The sequence below is a fragment of the Planctomicrobium limosum genome, assembly GCF_051465645.1.
GTDB lineage: Bacteria > Planctomycetota > Planctomycetia > Planctomycetales > Planctomycetaceae > Planctomicrobium.
In genome coordinates, this window is sequence record NZ_CP195790.1 from 1042745 (window position 1) to 1060897 (window position 18153).

The following is an 18153-nucleotide window of genomic DNA, read 5'->3' on the forward strand; positions in this document are numbered from 1 at the left end:
TCTTTATGCCACTCTCCGTTCAAATGATTTCACCAGTCCACCGACATACTCTTGAACCCGTATCTCACTGGGCTTCAGCGTGTCCACTTCCTCAGGAACGTCGGCCAGCGGGGGTAAATGACCGCACTCCATGTGCGACCGTTTCTCGTTGTAATAGCTGGTGAATTCCTGGCACAGGTAATCCAGGTGCCGCTTTCCAAAGATGATGAACTTGTTCAGACATTCCCAGCGGATGGTCCCTACAAACCTCTCGCATCTGCCGTTCAAATTCGGAGAAGCCTTCGGTAAGGCGTTGTGTCGAACACCGTGTTCTTCCAGCTTGGCCACGAATTCTTTGGTGAATTTGGCATCCCGGTCGTGCATCACAATCGACGGTTTGTCCTCTCGATTCAGGGTTTGATCCAGGAAGGCTTCCGTCTGCTTCACCACCCAGGCGGAATTCGGATGGTCCGTCGATTCAGAGACGATCGCCTCCCGGGTGGTCATACACAGCCACACCATGACATACATCTCTTTCAGCCCACGAGGCGTCACCGTTTTGACAGAGAAGAAATCTGTCGCCCAAAGTGTCTTGGCATGACGATCGACAAAATTTTGCCAGGTATCCGTTGTTCGATCTGGACTGGGCTTGATCCCCTCCTCTTTCAGGATGTTCCGAACGGTCTGCCGACTGATCTTCTTGATCCCAATTTTTCGGAGTTCCCCAACGATACGGGTCAGCCCGAAATTTGTGACTGCAGAAATCTGCAAGACCAGCTCTCGAATCTCCTGCGGTTTCCTCTGACCTCCCTTGGGATTCATCTTCCGTTTGGGGGTTCCGTTCTCTTCTTTCAGCCAGCGGTAGAACGTGGCTGGACTCACAATGGTGATCAGTTCCTCAATCGCTCGACCGAGCACTTCGCCAAACTTGATGAGCCGTTCCCGTTCATCACGACGAGTGTGCACCTGCTGAGGCAGACGAGCCCTGAGAATCTTGTTCTCTTCCTTCAGGAACTGGATGTACTGGGCCAGTTGACGATCTGTGACAGAAGCAATCAGGGCCAGCAGGGGATGAAAAATGAAGTTCGTTGGGGTATTGTCAGAATGTGTAATATGGAAACGGATTACACATTCGTTTTACCCCGCTATGTCGGCAGAGAAGGCTCTCTTCTCGGTGAGTTTTGAAGAGGATGCCGGAGACACTTTGGGGGTTCACTTACAGGTGATGTGATCGCTGTAATCGGACGCAGATTGCTCACATGAGGAAGTGGCAGAATCTGGGTACACCTCAGAAATGTGTACCCACTTTGGCCTAATTCGAAGCGTTTCGCAGTCAGGGCCTGCTGATTCTCACCGCATGATTTCTGCGATCTGAAGCCTATTCAGAACCCATCCACAATGCTTCACGGCTCTACGGAACCGAAGGCGCGATGCGACAGTTGATGCTCCGTTTGAAGCTCACGGTCAATGAAGACAAAACCCGCCTGTGTCGTCTTCCCGGAGAAGGTTTCGACTTTCTGGGATACACGATCCAGCGGCGCTACTCGCATCGCACAGGTGGATCTTATATCGGTCCGGCGCCTTCAAAACAGAAGGTGGCTGGCCTGATTGCAGCCATCAGCGAAGCGACCAGCCGACGATGGACGTTGATGGGAATGCCTGACCGGATCCGGCATCTGAACCGGATGCTGACTGGCTGGGCAAACTATTTCTGCCTGGGGGACACGGTTCATGTCTATCAAGCGATTAATCGACATACGATTCGACGGGTGCGTTATTGGTATGGGAGAAAGCATCAGGCTCGCAGCGGTGTCCGTAAGGAACTTCCTTCGGGGCGTCTGCACGGCGAGCTGGCGCTGGTTCGTCTCCGGGCTCGTAAGACCCAGATTCCGTGGGCTGAGAAATCGTGATGGTTCCTGCGAAAGCCGGATGCGGGAGATCCGCACGTCCGGTTTGACGAGCGGGAGGTGGAAACGGAGCATGGTGAGGCTATCGAGGCACCGGCAACCGAAAGGGCCGGAAACAGATAGGCCCACCTCAACCACCGCGCCACCTCTCGACTCTACACAGCACCTTATGCTGAGAATGGCACTCGAAAACCGCCTCCGAAAGGCCGTTCATTGAAGCGGAGTTTCAGCGCAGTCACAGACCCAAAAACTGACACGATCAGACGTCCAGAAGTCGTTGGCAGGGAGCGGAATCGACCCTCTACTCAGGTGCGAGAAGCCCCCTGAAAACAGCTCGAATTTCTCTACGGAAAATTACGGAGAAACGAGCGAATTATGGAGCATACTCGCGTCAGAATGTGTGGTTTTGCAACGCCTTGTAAAGCGGGCCTTCGAGCGGTCTCAAGCCGTCCCGAGCCTTGAGACCGCTCGGACTGAAAAGTGCAATCCGTCTACGGAACCGAAGGACCCGAATTTCAATCTTTGGCAACGCCACCCCGCCCATGTTCGAAAACCTCTCACCAGCTACGCTAGCCCAGGTTGCAAAGCAACCTGGGCTACCCACGCCGCGACTAATCCCTATGCCGTTTCCGGCAAAAATGTGGGAAAGACGATCCCTGTTCCAACTGGGGTGTGGCCTCTGGTTTGCGAGACGTGCAGTTCGATGTTGCGGGCGCCCCACCGGTAAAGTGTGGCAATCAATGTCGACGCAGTTGCCGGAGCCAGGACGACATACGGTTGGCCATGTAATTCCTCTAAAGCGCGCCAAAGCATGGCGATGGCGACAGCTTCATCCGTAAAGACGCCCGGTCCGAGCATTGGCATGGCGGGATTCTTGCTGACGACGAGTACCCCATTGATGTTGCCAAAGGGATCTTCGCTGACCCACACCTTCCAAGAGCCGACTTCATTGTTGAGGAAAAAACGAAAGTCATTCTCCCGGCGAATTCCCTGCAAGGATGCTTCAAAGTCGGCGAGCTGTGCCGCTTCTTCCAGAACGGCGGGACGCACTCGATCAATGCCTGGCGGCGAGGGAAGGCCGATTCCGTTGGCCGGAACTGTGATCAGCAAGTCTTGAAAAATCGTTTGGGGGACAAATCCCAGACGGGAGTACAAGGAGTACGAATCGAGGTTCAGCAGGCTAGAAACGAGTCGGACTGGTTTTCCAGCGGTATCGGCCCGACGTATCGCTTCAGCCATCATGGCCCGGGCCACGCCACGCCCAGCGGCTTCGGTTGCGGTCGCCACAATCCCCACCGAGAAGTGCGTTTCGCGAGGATGGACGAAGCAGACGCCCCATAACCGGCCCGAGCCATCTTCGCGAGCGACAATTGATTCGCCGGGGTCGATTGCTTCATACACCTCGGGAAAAATTTGGAACGGCTCAGGACGATCCCCGAATCGGGCTCCCTGTCGCAGCCGGGAGTCGTAATAGTCCACGAGCGAGCGATGCAGCAGTGTTGCGACCGCCGGGAATTCGTCGCGGCGGATTGTGCCGAGTTGAAAGCCTGGCAATGAGCGTTCCGATTCCGAACCTTGGTCCGCAGGGATTCTGTTCTCTTGAGCAGCGCGCATCGGTACTGAAGGGGGCATCTGAGGCGTTCTCTCACTGATTCCAAAGGTTTCTCTGCGCCGCGGTTTCGAGAATTCGCACGACGTCTTCCGAAAGCAGAAATCTCTCTCTCTGCAAATCCAGTGCAGCCTCCGTCACCTCCGACATGTAATAGTCCCGAGTCGGATAGCGTTCCTGGATACTGGGCCGAGGATCACCGGTCTGCCGTCGTTCCTCGGCGGTCGTGGCAAACGGCAGAAAAGAGCCGTCGAAGCTGGTTAGCATTGTCGGAGGACCGTATTCCTTTGCCCTCAGGTTCCACCCCGTGAAAGTCCCCAGTGGGACTGCCACGTCCGGCAATACAATGCCGTTGAATTCGTTGCCGTCCCGGTTGACAGCGGGGACCAGAGTCGTCCAAGGTTGTCCCACCTGAGGAGGAATGACGTCGGCAATCCCTTCACTGAGCAGCCTAGGGCCGAAATCGAGTCGCATCGGCCGATAATATGAAGATGGCACGTTCACGCCGGGCAGTTTTGGGAACTGTTTTTGAAAGGTCGCAATGTCCACCAACCCGCCGTCGGAAATTTTGGGATAACGACTGGAGGGCGGATGTTCGTTGACTGTCACCCAGCGATCCAGGTTGACGAGCATGGCGCGCAACACTGGGCCACGATCATCAAGAATGTTCCGGGGCTGTTGCGCGGTTCCCTTGGTCGGGGGGCCTTTCCCCAGATGCTGTGACCCGGCCGTCAGATAAAGTCGAACATTCTCTGGAAGTTCGAGATCCTTCTTTCCCTCTACGTCCGTATGGACCAGCGAGGCTGCACGCGCCCAATATTCCGTCGAGGTCTGCACATAAATGATCTTCGGCACCACCCCTGCCTGACGGGCCCGGTCGAGGACACTTCCCTGTTCGCCAGTCACTGGGTCGGTTTGCGTCACCGGGGAAAATGGAAACGATTCGGAGCCACACCAATTGGCTTCGTGATGATTACCGGCATCGGTGGCGTTGCGAAAGCGGGCGGTAAAGTGCCCTTTGCCCGCTCCGGCGACATGCACCAGCGCGCCATCGAAGACTGGTTTTCCATTCGTGTCGGCGTTGAACCCCTCGTGAATGAACGAGACGATCAGTCGTCCTGACTGTGAAATGCCGAAGATGTAGCTGTGTTCGATCACTCCCGCCAGCGGGTTGGGGTTTCCGGATTCGTCGGCCTTCGCATGACGCAGGAAGGAAACGACATCCCGGATTCCGGCCAATCCTACGCCGGCTACGCGTGGATCTTTCGCTGTATAAACCAGATCATAAAGCTCGCCTGGCTGAAAGCCTCCCTTGACATACAACTGTGTCGGATCGGGGATCAGCTTTCCCTCTTCCCAACGCGCAAACGCCCAGTCGGTGTGAGGAATTTCGACGGCCGGCTCGCTCCGCGACGGGCGGCAGGTCAGTACTGCGTGACGATTGTCGAGTTCGATCGACGGGAAAACCTTCGGCATTCCCCAGGGACTCCAGCCGAACGCACGGCTCATCATTGTTTCCGCGACGCAAATCTCAACATGCACACGGCCGGTCAACGGAGTTCCATTGCTGTCGATCACGGGAGCCCCCAAAATGAGGCGTTTCTGCCCGTCGTCCTGAACTTCGGCATTCCAGCCAGTCCAAAGGACGGAATACCCTTCCTGCATCAGGAAACCGTTGCCAGCGTCCGTAAGTGTGCGGGGATCGTTCGTGATCTTGTCCGCGCTGTTGAAGGTCCACACGGCGAGCATGTTGCCGCGATTGTGAACGTCGTACAGCAACCGGCCGTTTCCCCGATGCGGGTCAACCGGCTTGAGCAGCACGAAGTCAGTCCAGAATTCGACTTTGTCACGTGAATTGCGCGCGGCAAATTTCAGATCGTGAACACGTGCATTGCAGGACGCATCTGGGGTGAGTTCGACGATCATCCGCCCGCGCAGCAGTTCATACGGGCCGGTATGTTCGAAGGAGTAACCTTCGGCGAATGGAATGCGCTCTGTGATCTCCATTCGTACTACTTCGGCGCGGACGACCGTGGAGAGCAGGAGCAAGAAACTGATCGCACAAAGGTTGCGAACTGACCACGAAATCAAAGAGACAGGCATCGTTGAACACTTGTTTTGATGAGGGCCGAGGATGATTTTGACGAAATGACAGAATGATCTGAACCGCCCCGACAGAACCCAGCTTGGCCGGGTTTCATCCGGCCAGTGCTCAAGTCTTGAATGTTGTACGAAATTTTCCTGCGGCAGGCCAATTTTCTATCTTTGCCGTGCAGAAGAACCGGTGATTCTAGTCCAGCAGGGGCGGTATTCAATCGCAGAATTCTTCGAATCTGATTGGAGGTGACTTCATACAGGCTTGTCTACTGCTGTTCAAATGACGTGATTATAAAGAAGTTTTATGCCGTTCTGCACATGGAGCAGGAAATTGTCGCAGAAAAGTACGCGTGTTGAACAGCGTGCCGAACCGCCGCACATGAAGAGGACGAAATTCAACGACTCCATTGTTGGAGTTGGCCGTTATAGGGCTATGCATAAATATCGCCGCCTGACGTATGGCCCGCAAGAAGGTAATTCAAGCCGCCTTCCGCTGGAAGCCTTTCACAGGTCCACCAACGAATGATTTCACTTCGATCTCGTACAAGGGAATCGTTTCGACTTCTTCCGGCTCTTCTCGCACCGGCGGTAAGTGTCCACGACACATATGGCTGCGGTGCTGCTTGTAATACTCCGTTTCATTTTGACGATCGATGAAGTCATTCCAGTTGGCCGTGGTGGGGTTAAAGCTGGGCGAATCCCATTCCTCCTGGAAGTTGTTGCGGATCGTCTGCCAGCGTATCCGCTTGATCATCTGCTTTTTCAAGCCTCCTTAGGTCTGAATGCCTCCGAAGCCCGTGACGGTTGAACGCATGACCTGTTCCTATATTTCCGCTCAATCTGAGCAGTGTCTTGTAATCAACCGCCCCGCGCGCTGCTCGACACCCTGCTCCGCTGAGAAGGCCCGTTCTCCGTTTACATAGACCTGTAAGATCCCTTCACACCGACGTGTCGGAGAATCGTACGTTGCACAGTCAATAATTCGCTGCGGATCGAAGACGACCAGATCTGCGAATGCGCCAGGTTGAATTCTTCCACGATCAGGAATCCTGAAAACGTCAGCCGTCAGTCCCGTCATTTTGTGGATTGCAGTTTCGATCGGGAAGAGTTTGAGGTCGCGAGCATAATGCCCGATCACACGCGGGAATGTCCCCCATAATCGAGGATGCGGATGTTCGTCATGTGGGAGCCCATCGGAACCGATCATCGCCAGTTTCGATGACATCACCCGTTGGACATCGCTCTCATCCATTTGAAAATAAATTGCACCGGCAGGCTGAAGTCGCTGGGCTGCCTCGTGAATGTCGACTCCCCATTTCTTTGCAATATCGAGCAGCATTTGCCCCTTCATCTCGGGAAACGGCTTCGACCAAGCAATACTGATCGGATAAGTATCGGTCACCAAATCCAGTCGGAGATACGTCGACCCGGCTGTGTATGGATAAACATCCAGGTTGACCCGCTGCTTGAGTGATGCCGCTTCTAACCGAGGAACGGTTTGCTTTGTCCGCCCCCAATTGGCCACGCCCGCACATTTATGATGTGACACAATTAATGGAATACGCGCTGTGGCAGCGGTACTCAACGATTCATCAATACTTTCCAGAACCTTGTCGAACTCATCTCTCATATGGGTCGCATAGACTCCCCCGTACTTTGAGAATTGCGCTGCGATCTCTGCAACTTCGTCTGATGTCGCAGCGCAATTTGTTAAGTAAAACAGCCCGGAGGAAAAACCGATGGCTCCATTCTGCATCGCTTCGTCAGCAAGCTCACACATCCGGAAAATTTCGTCACGACTGGCCGGACGTCCCAATTCCGTCATCGTCGCCAGTCGCAAAGATGAGTGTCCAATTAGAGCGGCCACGTTCACGGACGGTCCAACGTTGCGAACACGCTCAGCATAACTGGTGAAATTCGGAAATTCGTAAGCATTCTCGTCACCAAGTAACGTCATTGGGGGAGGAGGCGCCCCCGTTTTGAACTGCAGTGGAGCGATGGAAATCCCGCAGTTTCCGACGACGACGCTTGTTACACCTTGGCTGATTTTCGGCAGCATCTCAGGGGAATCAATCACCATTCGGTCATCGTGTGTGTGTGCATCGATGAACCCTGGAGCAAGCGCCAATCCAGCTAAGTTCACTTCCTGCCGGCCAGCCCCAGAAGGAAAGGTTTCCAGATCCGTAACAGCCACGATTCGATCACCACGGACCGCGACCTCCCCCGAAAAGGGAGGCGATCCGCTGCCATCGAAAATCGTGCAATTGCGGAATACCCAGTCATAGGGAGCCTGATTCGCTTCATGGCTAACGCTCATCGAGTCACTCCTCGCTTCGCTGTGTCTTCAATAATGGAGCAGCCTCGGAAGATGGGGTTGGAATCCCGATCCCAATGCTTGCGACTGTGTATCGTACCCTTCTCAATGTCTCCAGACCTCTTTCTCCCAGTTGTGCTGCAACCCCTGTTGCAATGGTGTCAATCACTGCCATGTGCGCATAACGAGAAGGAGTCGGAAGCAACACGTTATCGTCTTCTTGAATCACAACAGGAATGACCATATCTGCCGCGGTCGCCAATGGGGTATTTGGGCGAGTCAGCACGATCGTTTTCGCTCCGTATTTGCTTGCAATATCGGTTGCTTGAACAACCGATTTGGAACGCCCGCTGTTGGAAATGGCGAAGACGACATCGTTCGGGCGAAGTGTGGCTGCCGACATACGTTGTTGATGACCATCAACATAACAGGCAACGGGGATTCCCAATCGAAACAAACGTAACTTCGCATCTTCGATCAGACTGGCTGACCCTCCGCCTTGACCGTAGAGATCGATTCGACGTGCACAGGCCATCGTCTCAATAACAGACTTGAGTACCTGCGTATCAATCTGACTCAAACATTCGCGAATAGCATTCGCCGCCCGCATCATTACCATTTGTGCCATCTGACCAATGTCGTCGCTAAATGCGAGATCGCTTCGCAGATACGCGGACGCAACCGTTAAAGTCGAGGCAAGGCGAATCTTGAATTCCCTGAATGAATCACAGCCGACGCTGCGACAAAAACGTGTGACCGTCGGTTGGCTCACTTCCGCGCGCGCTGAGAGTTCTGCGATGGTCATTCGCGTTGCTGCCTCAAAGTCCGATCGGACGACCTCAAGTATCCGACGTTCCGAAGTACTCAAATCAGCTTCTACTCGCTGCATCTGCGAAACGATGTCGATCGAAGAGCAATACTTATTCGCTGAGGAGTGAGTCATAGCCAGCGGGGAGTTCTTATCGGTGATTGCGGGTGGTTGTGCCAAACAACTGGCAATCGGTGATTGCAGACCTGTGCATTGTACTCAAACTCGGATGAGACCAATGTAATAAATTTACATCAACCCGACACAGTCCAACGCTTGAAAATCTTCCCACTACAGGAGTGACTCGTTGTTCAGCAAGAAAAACCCAGTCATTACATCGAGTATCCGCAACATTTAACGCCCAAGGGAAAATGTCGGCACACCCCTTTTACGATTGCAGAAATTTCCAAAGACCCCTTGCAACCACGTGAACATTGAAACATAATTACATCCCGTTGCATAGCAACCTTCGTGACAATGGCTCCCCAAGGTTACGCAGCGTTCTCTTAGAGACACTGCCTCTTGCTCAAACCGGTACACTTCCAAGGACGATTTGATGCGAGTTTTCGATCACATCGGGATCACCACCACGGTGCCCCAGCCTAACGAAAACTGGGTCGAGCAAAGCAAGGTCTGGGTCACAAATCCGCATGACCACCCTGATCAGATTGAATTTCTCCGCTACCGCGATGACAGTTCGGTGCCGAAACTCATTCAGCAAAACCCGCACGTTGCTTTTCGTGTGGATGATATCCAGCCTCACCTGGAAGGGGCTGAAATTTTAATCCCCCCATTCATCGTGGGGGATTTTCTTGAAGTCGCTTTCGTTCTTAAGGAAGGAGTCGTATTCGAATACATGCGATACCTTAAAGAAAGCTGGTTCGGAAACTGAAGCAAGCTTAAGCGAGGTGATTGAGCTTTTCATCAAGGTCCGCGCGTTCAATCACCATAAGACTCTTCTGTGCCGTATTCTCCATAAAAGCCGGCGTAAACCACGTTGCTTTCAGAGTTGACACCGGAGCCCACTTGTAATGCCCCAACCATATCGTGCCATCTATACTTACCCTTGGGATCTTGCAGAATATGGTGTTAATTCCGCTATCACGGAATTTTGTAGACTCGGACTAAATACCGTCACTGTTTGCGGAACTTATCACGCAGGAAAGTTCCTTCGCCCCCTTGGTAAGCATGGAAAAGTCTACTTCCCTTGTGATGGAGCAGCCTACTTCCACACGAACTCTTCGTTTTATGGGACAATAAAACCGCACCCTAGTCCTACGCTCGCGGAACGTGATGTCCTTCGCGAACTGACGGAGTCCAAGGAGATCCAGACGAACGCCTGGCTCGTCCTGCTTCACAACACCCGGTTGGGCGAAAGGTATCCAGACGCATGTGCGCAAAACGCATTTGGGGACAAGTACTTTTACAGCCTCTCACCGTCCCATCCGGCGGCCCGTGAATATGCTATCGGCCTCGCTACGGACATCACATCAAACTACGCTGTCAGCGGAATCTCTTTGGAGAGCCCGGGCTTTGCGCCGTACTTCCACGGTTTTCATCATGAGTTTTCGCTTGTACGACACAATCGCTGGCTCGACAATCTCCTTGGACTTGACTTTTCGCCTAGCTCGGTGGAACGAGGCAAAGCATCAGGCATTGACGTTGAACGTCTGAAGGATCAGGTGGCTCGGGATATCACTGCCTACCTCGAGAGTGATGTCGATTTCCCGGATGACATGGCAGAAGCATTCTGGCTGGCCGATGTTCAGTCGAATGGTGACCTTCGACGTTATCTTGATTTTCGTTGCCAGGAAGTGACGTCACTAGTCAAAGAAATTCGGGATGCAGTCCGGGTTGATGCCACAGTCGCAGTGATCCCGTCAGTTGCTCGCCCGACAGCGGGAGCGTGGTATGAAGGAAGCGATCTTCCCGCCCTCATGAAAGCCACGGGCGTCCTCGAGGCCTGTTTCTACGAATCCAGTGCCGCCCGAGTGAAATCAGATCTGTTCGACATCCAGCGAAGGCTTCGCGGGGAGGGCAAGCTGAGAGCGATCTTACGGCCTTCGCATCCCGATCTTTCCACCCGAGATGAGTTGCTCAGCGCTGTCCACGCCCTGCATCGCAACGGAATCGAAGATTTTGCGTTTTACAACTGGGGCCATCTGCGTCGCCAAAACGTGGAGTGGATCGGCGACGCACTGCGTTCAATTTTATAGGTACGTGAACTCCTGTTCCTGGGGAACACCGCAAACCATTCTGAGAAGAATCGTTCGAGTAACTTATCGATACTTCGACAGGCAATGTCACACTCCTTTATCTCTGGAAGGCTCACACACCAGTCCGTATTCTGGCGACCACATGAAGATTGAGCCCATTACACTGATGCGGGACTCGCGCGTCTGATCCTACATTCAGGTCAGAAGACCAATGTGCCACTGAGCCGCTGTTTTAATAGAATTTCAGTTACGTTTTATTTTTTTTGAATTCGTTAGATGGAGGAGTTCCTTGTAAGATCCCCGTCAAGCTGCGGCATTCTTTAATGCCCTACCACATCCGTTTTGAAGACGACAATCAAGTCAGGAAGGAATCAGTTCGATCCCGCGCTTGAGTAGTTGCGGAAGATGCAAGTCCATCAGAGTTTCAAGAGCCAGTTCGTCGTCCCTAACTCGCTGGTGGAAAGTAAATCAGGAGGTGCTATGAGCAGAGCTTTTCAGGATCATGTTGTTGCCATTACCGGTGCTGCGGGTGGGATCGGGCAAACGCTTTGCCGGTACTTTGGCAGCGAAGGTGCCAGTATTGCCGCAATCGATCGAAATGATCAGGTTCTCGAATTTGTCGAAACGCTGAAGTCGGAGGGGATCCTGGCAAAAGGGATCGTCGCTGATATTTCCTCTCCGGAGGCGGTGGCAGCGGCTTTTGCGGCATTTGGAGAGATTCACGTTCTGGTAAATAACGCGGGTTTCTCGAGTCAACCGACAATATCGAGTTCAGATCCCAGCGGCTGGAGGGTTCATCTCGAAGGCAATCTGAATGGCGCATTCAACTGCGTTCACGCGGTGCTCCCACAGATGGTTCAACGTGGTAGCGGCTCCATCGTCACGATCGGCTCCGTGAATGGTCTTTCCGCACTGGGTGACCCAGCATACAGCGCTGCTAAAGCTGGTTTAATTTCATTGACGAGATCGCTGGCGGTAGAATATGGCCGTCATGGAATTCGAGCGAACATTGTTCTTCCAGGAACCGTTCGAACTCCTCTCTGGGACGAGCGGATTAAAAAGGATCCTCAAACATTGAAGACATTGGAGCGATGGTATCCGCTCCAGCGAATTGCTGAACCAATTGAAATCGCAAAGGTTGTCGCCTTCCTGGCGAGCGATGCTGCCAGTGCCATTACAGGTGCGGCGATCCCTGTCGACTGTGGCCTGACGGCAGGCAATATCGTGATGACAAGGGAATTGACACTCGAAGATTTTTAAGAGAACTATGAAACGTCTAAAGATTGGTGTCATTGGACTAGGCTGGTTTGGTGAGATACACGCAGAGACCATCAAAGGCGTACCTCATCTGGAGTTGTCAGCTCTGTGCACTCGCAATGTCGACCGACTAGCTGCACTCGGTCAGAAATTCGGAGTTGCGAATACGTACACAGACTACAATGAACTCTTAGCTGATCCTGAGATTGATGCCGTTTCAGTCTGCACGATGTGGGATCAGCATACTGCCCCCGCGATAGCGGCACTTAAGGCAGGGAAACATGTCTTTCTCGAAAAACCGATCGCATCTTCAGTTGAAGACGCAAGAAAGATTATTGAAGCCTCGCGCGCGAGTAGTGGAATCTTATTCATCGGACACATTGTTCGATTCAATCCTCGCTATCGAATGGCGAAACAGGCAATTGCAGATGGCCGAATTGGGAAGATCGTCTCCATCTCGTCACGCCGCAACATACCGGCAGCATGGACCCCGACCATTCTGAACAAGATCGGTCCAATTGTTGGCGATGCCATTCATGACACGGACGCGATGCTCTGGTTTACACAGGACCGGATCATTTCGGCGTATGCACAAACCGTCTCCGTACGTCATCTGCGCTATCCCGATATCGGACAGACAATGTACCGCTTTGCCAGCGGCGCGATCGCCACGCTGGAAACCGTCTGGTGCATGCCAGATAAGACCCCATATGACATCGACGAACGGATGAACATCATTGGGACAGACGGAGTGATTCAAATTCAGGACTCTTTTCCTAACCTGAATATTATCGATTCGAATAAACTGCACAGTCCTGACTCCACTTACTGGCCGGAATTTCTTGGAGTGCGGGGCGGAGCGTTAAGGGATGAATTCAGTTACTTCGCGGATTGTGCGATCGCTGGTAAACGACCGGAGATAGGAACGCCGGAAGATGCAACCGCCGCGCTGCAGGCGGTCCTCGCAGCAGAAGAATCTGCGGCCTCGGGAACAGTCATCCAGATTCAGCATGATTAGCTGAGTCTGGATATCAGACATCAGAACCGGTAAGCACCGATGTCAGACAATTCCTTGAGCAACTGCGGGAAGCGGACGACGTTCAACATGTCGCAGTCATGCCGGATGTCCATCTCTCGAAGCAAGTCTGTGTCGGGATCGCACTGGCGACGACAGAGTTAACCTATCCGGCTGCGGTCGGGAGTGACATTGGCTGCGGGATGGCAGCGATTGCGGTTGAAGCCGACAGCAATCTGCTCTCTGACGAGAAAATCGCCGGCGGGCTTTTCTTTCCTTAAAAGTCAGGTTTAAGGTATCACGATGCAGACTTTTCTAATCCGCAAACAATCATATTGGTCATATTCAAACGCTTTACTGCTAAATGTATTAGTGTGGATGTTCATTGCGACACCCCCCAGCCAGGCTGATGTGAACAGTTGGGTTGAATCGGAGATGGACTCCCTTGCGGGGCTGTACATCTATCTGCATCGAAACCCTGAACTCTCATTCCAGGAAAAGGAAACGGCCGCACGAATCGCCAAGGAACTGCGAGACGCCGGTTACGAAGTAACAACAGGCATCGGCGGACACGGCGCCGTTGGAGTATTAAAGAATGGCGCCGGCCCTTGCGTCATGCTGCGGTGTGATATGGATGCGCTTCCAGTCACCGAAGCGACTGGCCTTGAGTACGCATCCAAGGTCAGGGCAACAACAGAGAAGAATCTACAGACGGGGGTCATGCATGCATGCGGGCATGACATACATATGACCAACCTCATCGGGGTAGCCCGCTATCTGGCCTCTCACCGCGACCAGTGGAACGGAACATTGTTGGTGGTTGGACAACCAGCAGAAGAACGGATCCAAGGAGCCAGCGCAATGCTCAAGGACGGTCTTTTCGAGCGCTTCCCTAAACCCGATATGGCATTGGCCTTGCATGTCGCTGGTGATATGCCGACCGGGAAGGTTGCATACCGGGCTGGTCCTCTTATGGCGAATCTGGATAGTGTCGATATCACAATGAAGGGACGCGGCGGACATGGCTCTTCTCCGCATCTGACAATCGATCCGGTCACGCAAGCTGCCGAACTGGTGATGTCCTTACAGTTGATTGTTACTCGTGAGATTTCGCCACTCGAACCGGCATTGATTACGGTTGGTTCGATTCATGGAGGGACACAATACAACATCATCGGCGATGAATGCCATCTGCAGTTGACCGTAAGGAGTTATTCCGCCGATGTCCGCAAACGCCTTCTTGACGGCATCCATCGGAGGGCAAAATCGATCGCAACTGGTGCGGGGGCTCCCGAACCGATAATTCGGCTTTCTGAACAGACACCCGCAGTTCTGAATGATGCGGATCTCACTGCCCGACTCGCTGCAGTTTCGAGGAAAGTCATTGGTGATGAAAACGTCCTTGCAGCGTCTCAGTCCATGGGAGGTGAAGATTTCAGTCGTTATGGTGAAGCCGGAATTCCTATTGTGATGTACCGCCTCGGTTCAGTCAGTCAACGGCGTCTGGATCAATACTCTGCGGGAGGGGTTTCACCTCCAAGCTTACATTCAGCCCTTTACTATCCCGATTTCGAAGAAGCCCTCACAACGGGTATAGTAACAATGACTAGTTCGGTGCTTGATCTGATGAAGCCCGCATCCAAATGAAGTTGTTTGCGATTATTTTCCTTCAATTTTTTCCGAATAGATACAAGACACGAATCGACGGGATGACTGTCAGTCAAAATTGCAAGTAAGAGTTGTTCTATTCGCTCTCGATGACCCGCCGAAAGCCGCCTTCCCAGCGGCCTTCCGTGCTGGGTCATCCCTGTCATTCTGCATCGCATTTAACTGGTAGAAGGCCTTCGGTCCAATTGATGTGAACTGAGAGAAGTTCTTTACCGTGCTGCAGTTGGGACGGAAATTAGTCCCAGAAAAGTGCGATGGCTGATCAGCATGACGAACAGCTCAATACGAAAATGCCGTCGTCCGACGAATCTTTGTCGGAGTTTTGCGAGGCAGTATGGCGGGAGAGCTGTTGCCACCTCGTGATTCACGAATAAAGACTCGCCTCAGGCGGCCTTTCGTTCAAAGCCCTTCACAAGCCCACCGAGAGTTCAGTACGAGCTCTTCCAGAATGAGATTCTCGGCTCTCTCCGGCTCTCCACTGACCGACGGAGGATGACTGGCATGTTGATCGTTATCAAGAAAGAGCATGATGCGGTTCTCCAGTGAGACTAAGGATAGGACACTCCCACACTGGAGAACGCCGCCGCACTTCGCTATCGCTCTTTCATCAATATCAAAGAGGAAGCGCCGGCTGCTCAGAGCTTCTTGAGGTAGATGTCCTTGAATTGGACCATCATGGGCTCGCCCGCGCGGAGTTGGAGACCGAGGAACCCGCTGAGGTCGAAGTGGCCCTCCTCCTGGTCGATCAACTCAGTGCTCTTGACGCCATTGATCTCAAGGATGATGTGTTGGCCCTTAGCGATGATTCGGTATTCGTTCCACTCGCCGGGCGGTCGCATGGTTGCCATCGGGCCAAGCGGAGTGGCGGTGCGATTGCCTGCTGCCTCGATGATCGTCTTCTGGCCGTTGGCCGAGAGGAGTTCAGGGCCCTTTCGTTCATGGAGTTCGTCGCAGACACCTCCGAGATAGCCGCCGCTCTTAAGGATGTCGGCCTGATACCCAACGGCCTGTCCGTCGGGCCGAAGGACGCTGCGAAACTGAACGCCTGTGTTCTCGCGGTTGCCGGAGACTCGGAACTTGAGTTTGAGTTCGAAGTCGCCGACGTCGCCCCCCTGCCAGACGATGAACTGGTTCGACTTGCACAGATGCTCGGGCGTTGATTGACCGGTGATCGCCCCATCGCGGACCGACCAGTAGGACATGTCCATGGCCTTCCAGCCGGTCAAGGTTTCGCCATCGAAGATTCGCTCGAATCTGGTCTCAGCGCGGGCGCTTGCCGGAAAGACGAACAGCACGCTGAGCACCAACAGAACTCGGGATAGCTTTGGAATCAACATGATCGTGATGTACCTGCAATATGTCCGATGCGATTACAAACGGGCCAAGACCAATTCCCGGTCCGCGACTCAAGGCGATCACCCCCTCCGCTTTCGCCAGCGTCAATCAATCCGATCACAATCAAGGTGAACGGGAGTGAGTCGCGGTCCACCCGTCCTTGGATGTCAGGGTGAGCCCCTTTCACCTGGATGGCTGTAATTGCGCCGAACTCAACCGGACTTCCTTACTGCGACCTTGCCAATGTTAAATGTGGGTAACACTGACGTCGCGACGTAGATTGACGGGTATCGTAATCTATTCGACTTCCTCAACGGTGGTAAAGTTGGGGCAAGTCAGTTTCCGACTGCTGATGCGCTACGGGCCTCTTCTTCTGCTGCTGCTCGCAGCAACGCGACCGCAACTTCGACAATTCGCTCCCCCGACCCGGGTTGTACGAGAGAGTTAGCAACCTCGTATCCTCCTCCCGCATAAGCATGCCGATTCGGAATGTAAACTGTCTCGGCGCAATCGGACAATTCGATCACCAAAGTAGTCCGATATGGTGACGCTCGCTTCAGTGACTGTCCAAGCTCGGTAAATGGTTCTCCTGGAAGAAAGACGATTGCCAAATCAGGACCAAAGGTAAAAACGGTGATCTTCACCGGGAGTATCCCCTCTGGTGCTTTTTGAATTCGCGAAAGCCCTAGTGAGATATAATCATCGACGCCGGGAGGTGATTCCCGGTACGCGAGATTGGCCAACATCAGCCGCTTATAGGCCACTACATGTTCAAGAAATGGTATTTTTTGACCAGCTTTTACGGCTTTCAAAAGTTCAAAGCTGTGTTGCAGATCGGCTGAGGTCACTTCCTCGAGTCGCAACGGAACAGTGCTGGCTCGAACTTTCATCCGAGCGTTCTGAATAGCAGTCAGGTTCGGGATGGCTTTGCTGATTGTCTCGCCAATCTCCTGGCCGATCTCAGGCGCCTTTCGCTTCACATTGCCGGTGGGGTCGACGTGGTTGACATCGCCGCAGCAGCCATTTCCAAACAGGGAAATGACATCCTTACCAAGAGTCTTATGCACACTCTGCTCAATTGCATAAGAAAAATCGCCACTCCACATATTTCCGCCGGTGGTATCTGAATGCAATCCAAAGTTGGTGATCAAACCAGTGCAGACACCGTCGGCAGCACGCTGAAATTTGATCAACCCCACTTCTGGATCGATGGGCGACGCAGTGCGAACCGCTTGTGGATGGTTCAGCCCAACCCATGTCATAACGCTACCGTCCTGCATCACGGTACGGCGACAGAAGGAGACTTGCGTTTCCTGTTGTGCGGATCCACTCAGCAACTGAACGGGTTGAGCAGCCGCCTTTGCCTGCACAATCGCCTCCGTAATGCTGCCAATCAATTTTTCGACATACGCTGCCCCTTGTTGATCGCTCTCTGACTTCGGCGCACCGTCCGGCCCCAAGGACCGGTAGAGCGAACGAATGAAGTCGGGTGCAGTATGCGAATGCGTGGCGGAGATGACAATGTTTTCAATTGGAATTCCTGTGGCTCGACTCGCACGCTCCCGCGCGAGACTCGACAGGTCCATCGACACTCCGGACAAATCACAAGTCACCCACGCGGCCAGTGTTTCTCCACTGCGAAAGTAAACGGCCTTGGCCCATAATGGGTCTAATGTTCCAGTGGAGGGACGAACGCGATAGTTATCGGCAAGTGGGAATCCGACAGGTGGTGTGATCTCCACCTGTGCAACACCAACCTGCAGTTTGTCATTCGTTTCAGCATGACTTTCGCTTTGAAGAATCACTCCCGGGAGTACCGTCAGCAGAAGCAGCCACACGCAACGAAGCGTATTGCGATGTTTCGAAAATTTCTTCATGTTGAAATTGCCCCCGAATATTAGGTGGAAACTTAAAGCAGCTTGAAGCGACTATTAATTCGACATCCCCG

15 protein-coding genes are annotated in these 18153 nt (G+C 53.3%); 7 read left to right on the forward strand and 8 right to left on the reverse strand.

What is annotated here, in order from left to right:
- Positions 1–3: 3 nt before the first annotated feature.
- Entirely contained in the window at positions 4–945 is a 942-nt protein-coding gene (locus SH527x_RS03845) for an integrase core domain-containing protein (RefSeq protein WP_437193330.1), read from the reverse strand.
- 464 nt (positions 946–1409) lie between these two features.
- Here SH527x_RS03845 and SH527x_RS03850 point away from each other — a divergent pair, with 464 nt between their 5' ends.
- Positions 1410–1889, forward strand: coding sequence for a group II intron maturase-specific domain-containing protein (locus SH527x_RS03850; RefSeq protein WP_437193331.1), 480 nt, complete (start codon positions 1410–1412; stop codon positions 1887–1889).
- Positions 1890–2504: 615 nt separating this feature from the next.
- Here the strand turns inward: SH527x_RS03850 and SH527x_RS03855 are convergent.
- The 5 genes from SH527x_RS03855 to SH527x_RS03875 form a co-directional block, all read right to left on the reverse strand.
- Positions 2505–3518 (reverse strand): GNAT family N-acetyltransferase, encoded by a 1014-nt coding sequence (locus SH527x_RS03855; RefSeq protein WP_437193332.1) that lies wholly within the window; start codon positions 3516–3518, stop codon positions 2505–2507.
- Positions 3519–3531: 13 nt separating this feature from the next.
- Positions 3532–5502, reverse strand: coding sequence for an alpha/beta hydrolase domain-containing protein (locus SH527x_RS03860; protein ID WP_437193333.1), 1971 nt, complete (start codon positions 5500–5502; stop codon positions 3532–3534).
- 568 nt (positions 5503–6070) lie between these two features.
- Positions 6071–6346 (reverse strand): hypothetical protein, encoded by a 276-nt coding sequence (locus SH527x_RS03865; RefSeq protein WP_437193334.1) that lies wholly within the window; start codon positions 6344–6346, stop codon positions 6071–6073.
- A gap of 81 nt (positions 6347–6427) precedes the next feature.
- Positions 6428–7909: an N-acyl-D-amino-acid deacylase family protein gene (locus tag SH527x_RS03870; RefSeq protein ID WP_437193335.1), complete on the reverse strand. Its 1482-nt coding sequence runs from the start codon at positions 7907–7909 to the stop codon at positions 6428–6430.
- Between the two features lie 4 nt (positions 7910–7913).
- The gene (locus tag SH527x_RS03875) at positions 7914–8849 is read right to left on the reverse strand and encodes a MurR/RpiR family transcriptional regulator (protein ID WP_437193336.1); all 936 of its coding nucleotides are present in this window, start codon (positions 8847–8849) and stop codon (positions 7914–7916) included.
- 421 nt (positions 8850–9270) lie between these two features.
- Between SH527x_RS03875 and SH527x_RS03880 the strand changes: the two genes are divergently transcribed.
- From SH527x_RS03880 to SH527x_RS03905, 6 genes are all read left to right on the forward strand, one after another.
- On the forward strand, positions 9271–9606 hold the full coding sequence (locus SH527x_RS03880; protein ID WP_437193337.1) for a hypothetical protein: 336 nt from the start codon (positions 9271–9273) through the stop codon (positions 9604–9606).
- A gap of 139 nt (positions 9607–9745) precedes the next feature.
- A complete protein-coding gene (locus SH527x_RS03885) occupies positions 9746–10930 on the forward strand; it encodes a hypothetical protein (protein WP_437193338.1) in 1185 nt (394 codons plus the stop codon).
- Between the two features lie 480 nt (positions 10931–11410).
- A complete protein-coding gene (locus SH527x_RS03890) occupies positions 11411–12190 on the forward strand; it encodes an SDR family oxidoreductase (protein WP_437193339.1) in 780 nt (259 codons plus the stop codon).
- A gap of 7 nt (positions 12191–12197) precedes the next feature.
- Entirely contained in the window at positions 12198–13205 is a 1008-nt protein-coding gene (locus SH527x_RS03895; RefSeq protein WP_437193340.1) for a Gfo/Idh/MocA family protein, read from the forward strand.
- Positions 13206–13267: 62 nt separating this feature from the next.
- Positions 13268–13483 carry an RtcB family protein gene (locus SH527x_RS03900; protein ID WP_437194575.1) on the forward strand — a complete coding sequence of 72 codons (216 nt, stop codon included), beginning with the start codon at positions 13268–13270 and terminating at the stop codon, positions 13481–13483.
- 154 nt (positions 13484–13637) lie between these two features.
- Positions 13638–14849, forward strand: a complete 1212-nt coding sequence (locus tag SH527x_RS03905) for a M20 metallopeptidase family protein (protein WP_437193341.1) — start codon at positions 13638–13640, stop codon at positions 14847–14849.
- Between the two features lie 656 nt (positions 14850–15505).
- Here SH527x_RS03905 and SH527x_RS03910 read toward each other — a convergent pair.
- Together SH527x_RS03910 and SH527x_RS03915 are read right to left on the reverse strand one after the other, a co-directional pair.
- Positions 15506–16207 (reverse strand): 3-keto-disaccharide hydrolase, encoded by a 702-nt coding sequence (locus SH527x_RS03910; protein WP_437193342.1) that lies wholly within the window; start codon positions 16205–16207, stop codon positions 15506–15508.
- 333 nt (positions 16208–16540) lie between these two features.
- Positions 16541–18082 (reverse strand): neutral/alkaline non-lysosomal ceramidase N-terminal domain-containing protein, encoded by a 1542-nt coding sequence (locus SH527x_RS03915; protein WP_437193343.1) that lies wholly within the window; start codon positions 18080–18082, stop codon positions 16541–16543.
- Between the last annotated feature and the right edge of the window lie 71 nt (positions 18083–18153).